This window comes from Serratia sp. NA_13, assembly GCF_052691735.1.
In genome coordinates this window covers 1-15,410 of the sequence record NZ_JBQZFV010000024.1, presented here as the reverse complement: position 1 = coordinate 15,410, position 15,410 = coordinate 1, and the positions used below count along the sequence as shown (strand labels likewise).

Sequence of the window (15,410 nt, the reverse complement as noted above, 5' to 3'; positions counted from 1 at the left end):
TTCGCCATTGATTTCATAGGGCGTGGCCCAGAAGGCGCGGGTGCCGGGGGCCACAACCGAGGCCGCCGCTCAGCACCAGCGCATCAAGGGTTTGTACCAGGTTATCTTCACCCAGCGCATCGGTTTCACGGGTTGCCGGGCCACCGCCATGCACATCGACGGCGGCGATCGCCGGACTATCCGGCAGGATCATCGTGGTGCCGGTACGCACCCGGCTGTCCTGAGCGACCCCGACCTTCAGGCCGGGCACGTCGGTAATCAGGTTACGGGCGCCGGTTCGAACGGCGGGAGAACTTGGCATTGCGGCCCCAGGAAGGTGGTGGGAGAGAGGATGCCGATAGCACCCGTTACGCAGGCCAGCGTTTGCACGAAGGTGCGATGGCTGACGGTGAAGGGGCGGTTTGCCGCCCCTGGTTCACTTTTTATCTCACTCATGAGGCGGATTTTTTCTGCTGTTCACTGCGAAAGCGAGCCATATGGTAAGAATCTACCAGCACGCCGTCGCGCATGGCGTAAGCACGACTGGTCCCTTCGATTTCGAAACCGAACTTGAGGTATAGCGCAATGGCCGCCTGATTATCGGTAAATACCGTCAGCTCGATGCGTTCGATGTCTGCCCAATTGTCGCACAGGTCAATCATCGCTTTCATCAGGCTGCTGCCGACGCCTTTGCCGTGGTGGTGGTCATCGACGCCGATGCCAAAGGTCGCCACGTGGCGGCGGCGTACACGCTGATTCAGCATCACGCTCAACTGACCGACAATCTGTCCGTCGATGCAGGCCACCAGGCTATGGGTGCCCGGTTCGAGGTTGGCGAGGCGCTTGTGCCATAGTTCGACCGACGGTAGCGGTAGCTGTAGCGTGTCACGGTAAGCCTTCGGTTGAGAATAGAGTTGATGCAGGGCCTGTGCATCTGCCGTTTCCACGTGACGAACTACGATTTCACTCATTACGCTGTTCCTTTGGCTTACCGGTTGAATAACCTCTGAATTTATCGGTTTATTGTGTCGAGTCAATATTATTCCGGATTGGTTAAAAAAATGCTTTACAGGTGCGAATGATAATGATTATTATTGCGATGCGTTCCGGGGAGAGTATCAACCTTTGATACCCTCGCTGCGAAGGCACGACATTGCTCACATTGCTTCCAAGTATTACTTAGCCAGCTCGGGTGCTGGCTTTTTTTTTGCCTGTTTTCAGCTCACCCGCCTTCAACAAATTCCCTGCCAATGACTTCGCAACTCCATCTAAATTTTTGAACAGAGGGATGAGTTTTTTACGCTTTCATATTCTGCTGCCAGGACTAGACTGTAAAAAACATTGAGGAGAGCTGAATATGATTTATTTACGTAAGGCAGAAGATCGCGGTCATGCCAATCATGGTTGGCTGGATAGCTGGCATACCTTCTCATTTGCCAACTATTACGATGCCAATTTTATGGGCTTCTCGGCGCTGCGGGTGATCAACGAAGACGTGATCGACGCAGGGCAGGGTTTTGGCACACACCCGCATAAAGATATGGAAATCCTGACCTACGTGCTGAGCGGCACGGTAGAGCATCAGGACAGCATGGGCAATAAAGAGCGGATCCAGGCCGGTGAGTTCCAGATCATGAGTGCCGGTACCGGGGTGCGTCACTCCGAGTACAACGGCAATAACGATCGTCCGTTGCACCTGTACCAGATTTGGATCATTCCCGATCGGGTCGGGCTGGAGCCGCGTTATGAGCAACGCATGTTCGATGCGCCACAGGGCCGCCAACTGGTGTTGTCGCCGGATGCGCGTGAAGGTTCATTGAAGGTGTTCCAGGACATGACGCTGTCCCGCTGGGCATTGAAGCAAGACGAACAGGCAGAATGCCCTATCGAAGCCGGTCGTCGCGTGTGGATCCAGGTGGTGCGTGGCAAGGTGGTGGTCAATGGTCAGCAGGCCGGCACCAGCGATGCTTTCGCGGTGTGGGATGAAACTGCGCTGTCGATTCATGCCGATGAAGACAGTGAAATCCTGCTGTTCGATCTGCCGCCAGTCTGATTAAGCGGTAAATAACTAAGGGCTCACGCGGTGAGCCCTTTTTACGTTTGCTCTTCCCACAACCAGCAATATCGGCAGCGGTTTTTTTTTGCTAAAATGAGCGCCCATTCACGGTTAGCCAGTTCATTGATAATGAAGAAAAAACGGCCGGTACTCCAAGATGTTGCAGACAAGGTTGGCGTTACCAAGATGACGGTGAGCCGTTATCTGCGTAATCCCGATCAGGTTTCTGCCGTCTTGCAGCAAAAAATTGCCGTCGCGCTTGATGAGCTGGGTTACATTCCCAACCGTGCGCCGGATATCCTTTCCAACTCCACCAGTCGCGCCATTGGCGTATTGCTGCCGTCGTTGACCAACCAGGTGTTTGCCGAAGTGTTGCGCGGCATCGAGAGCGTCACCGATGCGCACAATTATCAGACCATGCTGGCGCACTACGGCTATTTGCCTGAGCGTGAAGAACAGCGCCTGACTTCGCTGCTGTCATACAATATTGATGGGTTGATCTTGTCTGAACGTCACCACACGCCACGCACCATGAAAATGATCGAGGTTGCGGGTATCCCGGTCGTCGAGCTGATGGACTGCGTTTCACCCTGTATTGATCTGGCGGTAGGTTTCAATAACTTTGAGGCCGCACGCCAGATGACCCAGCAGATCATCGCGCACGGCCATCGCCACGTGGTGTATTTCGGCGCGCGCCAGGATGAACGTACCATTATCAAACAGCAGGGCTATGAACAGGCTATGCGTGAGTCCGGCCTGCAGCCGTACAGCGTCATGACTGCGCGTTCGTCGTCCTATTCCGCCGGTGGCGAACTGCTGCGCCAGGCGCAACGTGATTACCCGCAGATTGACAGTATTTTCTGCACCAACGATGACCTGGCGATTGGCGCGACCTTCGAGTGCCAGCGGCAAGGATTGTCGATCCCTAATGATATGGCAATTGCCGGTTTCCACGGCCACGATATCGGCCAGGTGATGGTGCCAAAACTGGCGAGCGTCCTGACGCCGCGTGAACGCATGGGGCAAATCGGTGCCGAACGCCTGTTGGCGCGTTTGCGGGGCGAAACGGTCAGCCCGCGCATGGTGGACGTAGGTTTCACCGTGATCCCTGGTGGCAGTATCTGATCGGTTTTCAGCCGTTGCTTGAGCTATTTTAATTCTGAAACCGCGCCGCCCGGCGCGTTTTATTTCTCCGCTGTAAGCTCGCCCCTGTTAACCCCATAAGTTTGATCTCTGTCCCATAACGCGAATTTTAGCCACTTACCCGGTTCCGGCGATTAGGTTGTTACCGGTATCATGATACCGGTAACAATGAGTGTGCGGTTATCTTGAATGAGATAGAACCTGTGTCTCAGCACCACCTACAGCTCGTCTTCTAACACCGGGAAGAGCCTAAAAATACAACAAACGCGCGCTTTACGATCTATCGTAAAGAGGGTCTGCGATAAAAAGGTTGGAGAAAAATTATGCCATTAGTGATTGTTGCAGGCGGCGTAGCGCTGCTGCTGCTGCTGATGATTCGCTTTAAGCTGAACGGTTTTATCTCTTTGATTCTGGTTGCTCTGGCGGTCGGGATCACCCAGGGGATGCCGGTCGATAAAGTGATCGGTTCTATCAAGGCCGGCGTTGGCGGTACGCTGGGCAGCCTGGCGCTGATCATGGGCTTCGGTGCCATGCTCGGCAAGCTGCTGGCGGACTGCGGCGGTGCCCAGCGCATCGCCACTACGCTTATCGACAAGTTCGGCCAAAAATACATTCAATGGGCGGTGGTACTGACCGGTTTTACCGTCGGTTTTGCGCTGTTCTATGAAGTTGGCTTCGTGCTGTTGCTGCCGCTGGTATTCAGTATCGCCGCTTCTGCACGCGTTCCGCTGCTGTATGTCGGTGTGCCAATGGCGGCTGCGCTGTCGGTAACCCACGGTTTCCTGCCGCCGCACCCCGGCCCAACGGCGATCGCCACCATCTTCCATGCCGATATGGGTAAAACCCTGCTGTACGGTACGCTGCTGGCTATCCCGACGGTGATCCTGGCAGGCCCGGTTTATGCCCGCTTCCTGAAAGGGATCGACAAGCCGGTACCTGAAGGTCTGTATAACCCAAAAATCTTCACCGAAGCGGAAATGCCAAGCTTTGGTATCAGCGTTGCGACCTCTCTGGTGCCGGTGATCCTGATGGCGCTGCGCGCGGTAGCCGAAATGGTGCTGCCGAAGGGCCATACTCTGTTGCGCTTTGCCGAGTTCCTCGGCGATCCGGTAATGGCGACGCTGATTGCGGTGCTGATTGCTATCTTCACCTTTGGCCTGAACCGTGGCCGCACCATGGATGAAGTGATGGGCACCATCACCGACTCCATCAAGATTATCGCCATGATGCTGTTAATCATCGGCGGTGGCGGCGCGTTCAAGCAGGTACTGGTCGACAGTGGCGTTGAGAAATACATTGCCGCCTTGATGGAAGGCAGCAACGTCTCACCGATTCTGATGGCCTGGTCGATTGCGGCTGCGCTGCGTCTGGCGCTGGGTTCCGCTACCGTGGCGGCGATCACCGCCGGCGGCATCGTGGCCCCGTTGATCGCCACCACCGGCGTCAGCCCGGAGCTGATGGTGATCGCGGTCGGTTCAGGCAGCGTGATTTTCTCTCACGTTAATGACCCGGGTTTCTGGCTGTTCAAGGAGTACTTCAACCTGAGCATCATGGAAACCATAAAATCCTGGTCGGTGCTGGAAACCATCATCTCAGTCTGTGGGTTGGTAGGCTGTCTATTGCTGGCGACGGTCGTCTAATATACCCGTTGCCTTTCAAGCCGCAGCGTTGTTACCTGCACTCAGTTACGTGGCCCATCCGTGGGCCACGCCCCTTAAGGGGCCGCTGCAAGCAGCGTTCAAATCTGTTCCCGACAGATTTGTCACCCCAGTAACTTACTCAAGTAAGCGCCTGGGGATGAGCGAGCTGGCCGCCTGGCTACAACTTGAAATTCATAGTATATAAATTGGTCGGGTAGGTTTCCGGTGCCCCGGCGGTGCCGGAAACTATTTTGAGTTTGGGGCGTATTTGATGACGCTGCCAGCGCCATCTGACTCCATAAGGGCATGACATATGAGCAATTCACAGCACCACGTATTTATTTTGATGGGCGTTTCCGGCAGCGGTAAATCCGCCGTGGCCAACGCCGTAGCCCATGAGGCCAATGCTGCCATGCTGGACGGCGACTACCTGCATCCGCGTGCCAACATCAATAAAATGGCCGCCGGGCATGCATTGGACGACAACGATCGCGCCCCGTGGCTGGCGGCGTTGAATGACGCGATTTTTGCCATGGAGCGCACCAACGATGTCTCGCTGCTAGTGTGCTCGGCGTTGAAAAAAAGCTATCGTGACCGTCTGCGTGAAGGTAACCGCAATCTGCATTTCATCTATCTGAAGGGTGACAAGGCGGTGATTGAAGAGCGTTTGAAACAGCGCAAGGGCCACTTCTTCAAGCCGCAGATGTTGGTTTCCCAATTCGCCACTTTAGAAGAGCCGAACGAGCAAGAACAAGACGTGCAGGCGATTGAGATTGACCAGCCGCTGGACGGCGTGGTGGCCGATACCCTGGCCTATATTCGTCGTGTTGCAGCCCAGTAACCCGGGCTGCCGTCACTTCTCGGCGCCGCACTGGCGCCAGTATTTTCACTACAACTTCATGTAGGCTCTCACGCCGTCCAGGAACATCTGGGTCGACAACATCACCAGAATCAGCCCCATAAGCCTTTCCAGCGCGCTCACCCCTTTACTACCCAGCAGGCGCAGGAACAGGTTCGACATCAGCAAAATGGCGGCGGAAATGCCCCAGGCAATCAGCAGTGCTACCACCAGATACGAAATATGGTTTGGATACTGGTGTGAAAGCAGCATCAGCGAAGCCAGAATTGAAGGGCCGGCTACCAGCGGGATGGCCAGTGGCACCAGGAAAGGTTCTTCACCGGCGGAAAGTCCGCTGCTGTCACCCTCCTGCGAGGGGAAGATCATCTTGATGGCGATCAGGAACAGAATAATCCCGCCGGAAATAGACACGGTTTCGGTGCGCAGGTTAAGGAATGCCAGAATTTTTTCACCGGCAAACAGGAAAATCAGCATCAACAGCAGGGCGATCAGCAGTTCGCGGATCAACACCATCCGGCGACGGCGTGGCTCCAGGTGCTTGAGTACCGACATGAAAATCGGCAAATTGCCCAGCGGATCCATGATTAAAAACAGCAACACCGTGACTGAAATCATCTCTGTCATTACTACCTCTGAATCTGAAAAGTGCGTCGGTCATCCCGACCGCTTAATGGCCTATAGCCTATGGCTTTCAAGTTACGGCCAGGCTCATCTCCCAGGTATATAAGAAGGATTGCTGAGAATCGCTCCCCCATCGAATAAATTCACTTTGCGCCTGCGCCGACATTTTGTAAGGTGGAGAGATATTGCACACAACTTATAGCAGTCATCTTCCAAGGCAGGACAGTCATTATGAAAAACGTTGGTTTCATCGGTTGGCGCGGAATGGTCGGCTCCGTACTCATGCAACGCATGACACAAGAGCGCGATTTTGACGCCATTCGCCCGGTCTTTTTCTCCACCTCGCAACATGGCCAGGCGGCACCTACCTTCGGCGGCCAGCAGGGCACGTTGCAGGATGCTTACGATGTTGATGCGCTGAGTGCGCTCGACATTATTATTACCTGCCAGGGCGGTGATTATACCAACGAGATTTACCCAAAGCTGCGTGAAATCGGCTGGCAGGGGTACTGGATCGATGCGGCTTCTTCTCTGCGCATGCAGGATGACGCGATTATCATCCTGGATCCGGTCAACCGCGACGTGATTCAGCAGGGCCTGGATAAAGGCATCAAGACCTTTGTCGGCGGCAACTGCACCGTCAGCCTGATGCTGATGTCGCTGGGCGGCCTGTTCGCCAATGATCTGGTGGAGTGGGCATCCGTTGCGACCTATCAGGCCGCTTCCGGTGGTGGTGCACGTCATATGCGTGAACTGCTGACCCAAATGGGCATGCTGCACGCCGATGTGGCGAAAGAGCTGCAGGATCCGGCTTCGGCGATCCTGGACATCGAACGTAAAGTCACTGAGGCCACCCGCAGCGGCAAACTGCCGACCGATAACTTCGGTGTGCCGCTGGCCGGCAGCCTGATCCCCTGGATTGACAAGCAACTCGATAACGGCCAGAGCCGTGAAGAGTGGAAAGGCCAGGCAGAGACTAACAAAATCCTCAACAGCGGCTTGGTGATCCCGGTCGACGGTCTGTGCGTGCGCGTTGGCGCGCTGCGCTGCCATAGCCAGGCGTTTACCCTGAAGCTGAAAAAGGACGTTTCGCTGCCGGAAATCGAACAAATGTTGGCGACCCATAATGACTGGGTGCGGGTGATCCCGAACGACCGTGAACTGACCATGCGTGAACTGACGCCGGCAGCGGTCACCGGGACACTAAACACCCCGGTTGGTCGTCTGCGTAAGCTGAATATGGGGCCGGAATACCTGTCTGCGTTCACCGTGGGTGACCAGTTGCTGTGGGGTGCGGCCGAGCCGTTGCGCCGCATGTTGCGCATCCTGCTGTAACCTGATCTGTACTTCCCGGGGGCTGACCTCTTTCAGCCCCCAAAAGCCTTGTTTTCTTCGTTTTTGCTCGCTATGGACCAAATCGCTGCAAAAGGAGAAAAGCACACAAATCATCAGCATTTCTCCACGCGGGCAGCAGCGCAAAGACGCTGTCAGGCTGGCCGTTTTCTTAATGAAGTTTTTTCCTGGTAATGCGGCAATGTTTTTAACCGACATTAGCTATGCTTAAAGGGCTGGCGGATAAACTTTCACCAGCGCTAAAAATAAGCATAAAGAGCGGAATTTGGGCCGGGAAGCTGAGAGTTGATCAATAACCGACCGTAATCACGCTTTAGATACCGAATGAATTGCATGATAACCAAAATGGCTATGGATTAAGCGTTACGCCCTGTGGATCTCAAGGTGCAGCCATTTCGCTGCAATCTGAAAGACGATGAGCTTACGTGGCCCCTTATAAATCATGCTCTTAATCTTAGGAAGAAGACTATGCCTGTACTTCCCGATCGTGACGTGATTGATCAGCTTTTCTCTGGCAATTTTGCCGATCCTTTCTCCCTGCTGGGTATGCATGCGGTCAATAATGGCCTGCAGGTGCGTGCGCTGTTGCCTGACGCCAGCGAAGTCTGGTTGCTGGAGCAGCAAACCGGCAAGCGGGTGGTGCAGCTGGCTTGCGACGATGCCCGTGGCTTTTTCAGTGCTACCGTTCTGCGCCGGAAAACCCCCTTTCGCTATCAACTGGAGGTCCGCTGGCAAAATCACCAGCAGATCGTCGACGATCCCTACCGTTTTGGCACTTTGTTACAGGATATCGACGGCTGGCTGCTGGCGGAGGGCACCCATCTGCGGCCGTATGAGCGGCTGGGGGCGCACCTTGCAACGCTTGACGAGGTAGCAGGCGTCAGCTTTGCCGTCTGGGCACCGAATGCCCAGCGCGTCTCGGTGGTTGGTGAGTTTAACTTCTGGGATGGCCGCCGCCACCCGATGCGCCTGCGTCGTGAAAACGGGATTTGGGAGCTGTTCTTGCCGGGGGTAAAAGCCGGGCAATTGTACAAGTACGAGATTATCGACTGCTACGGCAATATCCAGTTGAAGGCCGATCCTTACGCTTTTGAGGCGCAAATGCGGCCGGATACCGCGTCGCTGGTGATGCCGCTGCCGGAGGTGGTGGAAAACACCCCGGAACGCCAGCGTGCTAATAATTTTGACCGACCGATTTCTATCTACGAGGTGCATCTTGGCTCGTGGCGACGTCACACCGACGATAATTTCTGGCTCAGCTACGGCGAACTGGCCGTACAGCTGATCGACTACGTTAAAGACATGGGGTTCACCCATATCGAGCTGTTGCCGATTAACGAGCATCCGTTTGACGGCAGTTGGGGTTATCAACCTTTAGGGTTGTACGCCCCGACCCGACGTTTCGGTACCCCGGCCGGCTTTAAAGATTTCGTCGCAGCGGCGCACCGGGCGGGCATCAACGTGATCTTGGATTGGGTACCGGGGCATTTCCCCAGCGATGCCTATGGCCTGGCGAATTTTGACGGCACTGCGCTGTATGAATACGCCGATCCGCGCGAAGGCTTCCATCAGGACTGGAATACTCTGATCTACAACTATGGCCGCCATGAGGTGCGCAACTATCTGGCGGGCAACGCCCTTTACTGGTTGGAACGCTATGGCATTGACGCATTGCGTGTCGATGCGGTGGCCTCGATGATCTACCGCGATTACAGCCGTGCCGAAGGCGAATGGGTACCGAACTACTACGGTGGCAACGAAAATCTGGAGGCCATTGCCTTCCTGCGTTACACCAACCACAGCGTCGGCAAGGAGCGGCCCGGTGCAGTGACGCTGGCGGAAGAGTCCACTGATTACCCAGGCGTGACGCTACCGCCGGAATCCAACGGGCTGGGGTTCCATTACAAATGGAACCTGGGCTGGATGCACGACACGCTTAACTACATGCAATGCGACCCGGTACACCGTAAATATCATCACAATCAGATGACCTTCGGCATGTTGTATGCCTACACCGAGAACTTTGTGTTGCCGATTTCCCATGACGAAGTGGTACACGGCAAGAAATCGATTCTCGACCGCATGCCTGGCGACGCCTGGCAGAAGTTTGCCAACCTGCGTGCCTACTACGGCTTTATGTGGGCGCACCCGGGCAAGAAGCTGCTGTTTATGGGCTGCGAGTTCGCTCAGGGGCGCGAGTGGAATTTCGACAGCAGCCTCGACTGGCATCTGCTCGAAGGGCTGGATAACTGGCATCACGGCGTGCAGCGGCTGGTGCGCGATCTTAACCATTGCTACCAGCAGCAGGCACCTCTGTATGAGCGTGACTACCGCCCGGACGGCTTTGAGTGGCTGGTGGTGGACGACCACGACAACTCGGTATTTGCCTTTGCCCGTTTTGATGCGCATGGCAATGAGCTGATCGCCGTCAGCAACTTTACCCCGGTGCCGCGCCATCATTATCGCATCGGTATTTCCCGTTCTGGTGAGTACCGGGAAATTCTCAATACCGACTCGCATCATTACCACGGCAGCAATACCGGCAATCAGGGCCGCGTGGTGTCCGAGCCAATGGGTAACCACGGCCGTGAGCATTCGATTAGCGTAACCGTCCCGCCGCTGGCGACCATCTACCTACTGCGGGAGGCGCAATGACTGAGCTGACGCCTGGCATCGCCGCGCCTCTTGGCGCGTACTATGACGGTAACGGCATCAACTTTAGCCTGTATTCCGCCCATGCTTCGGGGGTGGAGCTGTGCCTGTTTGACGAACAACAACGTGAAGTGCGCCTGCCGCTGGCAGCGCGCAGCGGTGATATCTGGCACGGCTATTTGCCGGGTGGCAAACCGGGCCAGCGTTACGGTTACCGGGTGCATGGTCCGTTTGATCCTGCACAGGGGCTGCGTTTTAACCCCAACAAACTGCTGTTGGATCCTGCTGCCCGTGCGGTCGAGGGGCCAGTGGCGGATGACCCTTACCTGCATGGCGGCTATGACCGGCCGGATAAGCATGACAGCGCCGAACTTATGCCAAAGTGCGTGGTGATCGACGAAGCCTACGACTGGCAGGATGATTGCCCACCGGCAACGCCGTGGGGCAAAACGGTGATCTACGAAGCGCATGTGCGTGGACTGACCCTGCAACACCCGGATATCCCGCAGGTGCTGCGTGGCAGTTTTGCCGCACTTGGGCATCCGGTGATGCTCGCCTACTTCAAGCGCCTTGGCATTACCGCGCTGGAATTGCTGCCGGTGCAGCAACACAGCTCCGAGCCGCGCCTGCAACGCCTCGGGTTGATTAACTACTGGGGCTATAACGTGTTGGCGCCCTATGCGCCGGATAACCGCTACTCCAGTCTGCGTACCGACATGACGCCGCTGCGGGAATTCCGCGACGCGGTGAAGGCGCTGCATAAGGCCGGGATTGAAGTGATCCTCGACGTGGTGTTCAACCACAGCGCCGAGCTGGATATGGACGGGCCGACGCTGTCGCTGCGCGGCATCGATAACCCGGGTTATTACTGGCTCACGCCCGAGGGCGGCTATGTGAACGATACCGGCTGCGGCAACACGCTGCGGTTAGATCAACCACCGGGCGTAGCCTGGGTGATGGACTGCCTGCGTTTCTGGGTGGGGGAGTGTCACGTAGACGGCTTCCGCTTTGATCTGGGTAGCGTGCTCGGCCGCACGCCGGCGTTCGACCGTGATGCACCGCTGTTCCAGGCGATGTTGGCGGATGACCTGCTGTCGCGCTGCAAGCTGATCGCCGAACCCTGGGATATTGGCCCCGGTGGCTATCAGGTGGGGGAATTTCCCGGGCGCTTTGCCGAGTGGAACGACCATTACCGGGACGATATGCGTCGTTTCTGGCTGCAGGGGGATATTTCGCTCGGCCAGTTCGCCCAGCGTTTTGCCGCTTCCAGTGACCTGTTCAATCGACGCGGGCGTGCGCCGTACGCCAGTATTAACATGCTGACCGCTCATGACGGTTTTACCCTGCAGGATTTGGTCAGCTTTAACCTTAAGCACAACCAACTGAACGGTGAAGGTAACCGCGACGGCAGCGACCGTAACTTTAGCAATAACCACGGTGTTGAAGGCCCGATTGCCGACGACGTCATTGTGCAATGCCGTAGGGCCAGCCGGCAGGCACTGCTTGCCACGTTATTGCTGTCCCAGGGAACGCCGATGCTGCTGGCCGGCGACGAACATGGACACAGCCAGCAGGGCAACAACAATGCCTATTGTCAGGACAACGCTATCACCTGGCTCGACTGGGCCACGGCGGATGACGCTCTCACCGATTACACCGCAGCACTGATCCGTTTGCGTCAGCAAATCCCTGCCTTGCAGCAAGACCGCTGGTGGCAGGAGGGCGACGGCAGCGTGCAGTGGCTGAACGCGCAGGGGCAACCTCTCGGCGCGCAAGAGTGGGAGCAGGGAGCACTGCAGTTGCAGATATGTCTGTCACAACGCTGGCTGGTGGTGGTGAATGCCACGCAGCAGGCGGTGGAGATGACGTTGCCTGCCGGCGATTGGCAGCTTGTCGCTCCCTTTACTCAGGAAGATTCGCGGGCGGTTTTACCCGCCTGGCACCAGGCTGCGCACTCGATTTGCGTGCTGGTAAAGAAAAAATAAAAGGAGTCAGCTATGGTTAGGTTTGAAAATAAAGACCCCCTGATGTTGGCACGCCAACTGCCGATTAAGTCCGTCGCCCTGATCCTGGCTGGTGGCCGCGGTTCGCGTTTGAAAGATTTAACCTCAACCCGGGCCAAGCCGGCCGTCCACTTTGGCGGCAAATTCCGCATTATCGATTTTGCCCTGTCGAACTGCCTTAACTCGGGCATTCGCCGCATCGGCGTGATCACCCAATACCAGTCCCATACTCTGGTGCAGCATATCCAGCGTGGTTGGTCGTTCCTCAACGAAGAAATGAACGAGTTTGTCGATCTGCTGCCGGCCCAGCAACGCCTCAGTACCGAGCACTGGTACAAGGGCACGGCGGACGCGGTGTACCAGAACTTGGATATCATCCGTCGCTACGACGCCGAGTATGTGGTGATCCTGGCGGGCGATCACATCTACAAGATGGATTACTCGCGCATGCTGATCGACCACGTGGAAAAGGGCGCGCAGTGTACCGTTGCCTGCCTGCCAGTGCCGCGCGATGAGGCCAGCGAGTTCGGCGTGATGGAAGTGGATGAGAACGATCTGATCCTCGAGTTCCTGGAGAAACCCAGCAACCCACCGCCGATGCCAGGCAACCCGGATATGTCGCTGGCCAGCATGGGGATCTACATCTTTAACGCCGACTACCTGTTCCAACTACTCGAAGAGGACATGTCGACACCGGGGTCAACCCATGACTTCGGCAAGGATCTGATCCCGAAAATCACCGCCCAGAAAGCGGCGTGGGCGCACCCGTTCACGCTGTCGTGTGTGACCTCCAACCCCGAACTGCCGCCGTATTGGCGCGACGTGGGAACGCTGGATGCCTACTGGCGCGCCAACCTCGATCTGGCTTCGGTGACACCGGAGCTGGATATGTATGACCGCGCCTGGCCGATCCGTACCCATATGGAGCCGCTGCCGCCGGCCAAGTTCGTGCAGGACCGTTCCGGCAGCCACGGCATGACCATGAACTCGCTGGTGTCCGGCGGTTGTATTGTCTCCGGTTCGGTGGTGGTGCATTCGGTGCTGTTCCCACGGGTGCGGGTTAACTCGTTCTGCACCATCGACTCTACTGTATTGCTGCCGGATGTTAACGTCGGCCGTTCCTGCCGTTTGCGACGCTGCATCATTGACCGCGCCTGCCATATCCCCGAGGGCATGGTGATTGGCGAAAACGCCGATGAGGACAGCAAACGCTTTTATCGCTCGGAAGGCGGCATTGTGTTGGTCACGCGCGAAATGTTGTCAAAATTGTGAGTTAAGGTAGCCGGCAGAACGATAGCCTGTCGCCATGTAAACAGATTGACTGATGGCTTGCAAAACGCGGATTAACAACAGCGGCAAGCCTGCTTTATTTCTTATCCAGAGGCATTTTTTGCCGACTCTCAGGAGTGATAATGCAGGTTTTACACGTATGTTCTGAAATGTTTCCCCTGTTGAAAACCGGGGGTCTCGCAGACGTGGTTGGCGCATTACCGGCAGCTCAAATCGCCGAGGGCAGCGATGTTCGGGTGTTATTGCCCGCTTTCCCTGACGTTCGTAATGGCATACCGGATTCCGTGCTGGTGGCGGAAATCGATTCGTTCGCCGGCCGGGTCGCCCTGCGTTACGGTACCTATCACGGTGTGGGCATCTACCTGATCGACGCACCCTGGTTGTACGAACGCCCAGGCAGCCCTTATCACGACCAATCGATGAATGCCTATTCCGATAACCACCGGCGTTTTGCCCTGTTGGGTTGGATGGCCTGCGAACTGGCCAAGGGGCTGGACCGCTACTGGCGGCCGCAGGTCGTGCATGCCCATGACTGGCACGCCGGGCTGGCCTGCGCCTATCTGGCGGCTAACGGCCACCCGGCGCGTTCTGTTTTCACCGTGCACAACCTGGCCTACCAGGGGCTGTTCTCCGCCCATCACGTGCCGGAACTGTGGTTGCCGCCTTCGTTTTTCAACATCTATGGCCTGGAGTTTTACGGCCAGATGTCATTCCTGAAGGCCGGTTTGTTCTACGCCGACCATATCACCGCTGTCAGCCCGACCTATGCGCGTGAGATCACCCGGCCGGAGTTCGGCTACGGTATGGAAGGGCTGTTGCAGGAACGCCAGCGGCAGGGGCGTCTTAGCGGCATTCTTAACGGCGTGGATGACAAGATTTGGGACCCGTCCCACGATCCGCGCCTGACTGCGCGCTATGACGCCGACAATCTGAAAAACAAGGCCAAGAATAAACTGCACCTGCAAAAAGCCATGGGGCTGAAAGTGGATGAGTCGCTGCCGTTGTTTGCGGTCGTCAGCCGTCTGACTAGTCAGAAAGGTCTGGATTTAGTCCTGAAAGCACTGCCGGCGCTGCTGGATCAGGGCGGTCAACTGGCGCTGTTAGGGGCCGGTGATGTGGTGTTGCAGCAGGCGTTTCTGGCCGCGGCCGCCGACTACCCCGAACAGGTTGGCGTGCAGATTGGTTACCACGAGGCTTTCTCGCACCGGATCATCGGCGGGGCTGATGTGATTATGGTGCCTAGCCGTTTCGAGCCCTGCGGGCTGACCCAACTCTATGGGCTGAAATACGGCACGCTGCCGCTGGTCCGCCGTACAGGTGGGTTGGCGGATACGGTAGTGGACTGCGCGCTGGAGAACCTGGCCGACGGCAGCGCCAGCGGATTTGTCTTTGATGATTGTGACGCCGCCGCACTGGCTAACGCCATTCGGCGTGCCATGGTGCTGTGGAGCCGACCCAAGCATTGGCGTCACGTCCAGCGCCACGCCATGAGCGTGGATTTTGGCTGGCAGGTCGCGGCAAAAGAATATTTGTCGCTTTATTCCCGTCATATTTGACGCTGCCTCTGTGTTGGCTGCACTCACTTACCCGAATCACTTACCAGCGTAAGCTCATCGGGATAAGTTCCCTTGCCGCCTTGATGCAGCGCCAATTATTTTGGGTAGATCAACACCTATTGTAATGCCCTATGACTTTCAAGTTGCAGCTAGGCGGCCAGCTTACTCATCCCCAGGCGCTTACTTTAGTAAGTCACTGGGGTGACAAATCTGTCGGGAACAGATTTGAACGCGCGATCAGCGGCCCTGAAAGGGCAA

Annotated in this window: 12 protein-coding genes; 9 read left to right on the top strand and 3 right to left on the bottom strand. The window is 56.6% G+C overall.

Translation table 11 applies throughout. The features are described from left to right. Positions 1–13: 13 nt before the first annotated feature. A complete protein-coding gene (locus ACUTSU_RS21860) occupies positions 14–301 on the bottom strand; it encodes a P1 family peptidase (protein WP_445652921.1) in 288 nt (95 codons plus the stop codon). 130 nt (positions 302–431) lie between these two features. Further along, complete coding sequence (locus ACUTSU_RS21855) at positions 432–950, bottom strand: GNAT family N-acetyltransferase (RefSeq protein WP_445652922.1); 519 nt, start codon at positions 948–950, stop codon at positions 432–434. A gap of 386 nt (positions 951–1,336) precedes the next feature. Here ACUTSU_RS21855 and ACUTSU_RS21850 point away from each other — a divergent pair, with 386 nt between their 5' ends. The 4 genes from ACUTSU_RS21850 to gntK all read left to right on the top strand — a co-directional run bounded on the left by ACUTSU_RS21850 (position 1,337) and on the right by gntK (position 5,659). Then, positions 1,337–2,032: a pirin family protein gene (locus ACUTSU_RS21850; RefSeq protein WP_445652923.1), complete on the top strand. Its 696-nt coding sequence runs from the start codon at positions 1,337–1,339 to the stop codon at positions 2,030–2,032. 132 nt (positions 2,033–2,164) lie between these two features. Beyond that, positions 2,165–3,160: a gluconate operon transcriptional repressor GntR gene (gene gntR / locus ACUTSU_RS21845; protein ID WP_017894317.1), complete on the top strand. Its 996-nt coding sequence runs from the start codon at positions 2,165–2,167 to the stop codon at positions 3,158–3,160. Between the two features lie 341 nt (positions 3,161–3,501). Then, the gene (gene gntT, locus ACUTSU_RS21840) at positions 3,502–4,818 is read left to right on the top strand and encodes a gluconate transporter (RefSeq protein WP_445652924.1); all 1,317 of its coding nucleotides are present in this window, start codon (positions 3,502–3,504) and stop codon (positions 4,816–4,818) included. A 313-nt stretch (positions 4,819–5,131) separates the two neighbouring features. Then, the gene (gene gntK / locus ACUTSU_RS21835) at positions 5,132–5,659 is read left to right on the top strand and encodes a gluconokinase (RefSeq protein ID WP_445652925.1); all 528 of its coding nucleotides are present in this window, start codon (positions 5,132–5,134) and stop codon (positions 5,657–5,659) included. A gap of 48 nt (positions 5,660–5,707) precedes the next feature. Here gntK and ACUTSU_RS21830 read toward each other — a convergent pair whose 3' ends face one another. Further along, the gene (locus ACUTSU_RS21830; protein WP_061808527.1) at positions 5,708–6,301 is read right to left on the bottom strand and encodes a YhgN family NAAT transporter; all 594 of its coding nucleotides are present in this window, start codon (positions 6,299–6,301) and stop codon (positions 5,708–5,710) included. Positions 6,302–6,529: 228 nt separating this feature from the next. Between ACUTSU_RS21830 and asd the strand changes: the two genes are divergently transcribed. The 5 genes from asd to glgA all read left to right on the top strand — a co-directional run bounded on the left by asd (position 6,530) and on the right by glgA (position 15,152). Beyond that, the gene (gene asd / locus ACUTSU_RS21825) at positions 6,530–7,633 is read left to right on the top strand and encodes an aspartate-semialdehyde dehydrogenase (protein WP_112364241.1); all 1,104 of its coding nucleotides are present in this window, start codon (positions 6,530–6,532) and stop codon (positions 7,631–7,633) included. A 486-nt stretch (positions 7,634–8,119) separates the two neighbouring features. Further along, complete coding sequence (gene glgB, locus ACUTSU_RS21820) at positions 8,120–10,306, top strand: 1,4-alpha-glucan branching enzyme (protein ID WP_445654722.1); 2,187 nt, start codon at positions 8,120–8,122, stop codon at positions 10,304–10,306. Beyond that, a complete protein-coding gene (gene glgX / locus ACUTSU_RS21815) occupies positions 10,303–12,288 on the top strand; it encodes a glycogen debranching protein GlgX (RefSeq protein WP_445654721.1) in 1,986 nt (661 codons plus the stop codon). The genes glgB and glgX overlap by 4 nt, the downstream gene beginning before the upstream one ends. A 12-nt stretch (positions 12,289–12,300) precedes the next feature. Beyond that, positions 12,301–13,578, top strand: a complete 1,278-nt coding sequence (gene glgC, locus ACUTSU_RS21810; RefSeq protein ID WP_445652928.1) for a glucose-1-phosphate adenylyltransferase — start codon at positions 12,301–12,303, stop codon at positions 13,576–13,578. 140 nt (positions 13,579–13,718) lie between these two features. Next, positions 13,719–15,152, top strand: a complete 1,434-nt coding sequence (gene glgA, locus ACUTSU_RS21805; protein ID WP_445652929.1) for a glycogen synthase GlgA — start codon at positions 13,719–13,721, stop codon at positions 15,150–15,152. Positions 15,153–15,410: the final 258 nt, after the last annotated feature.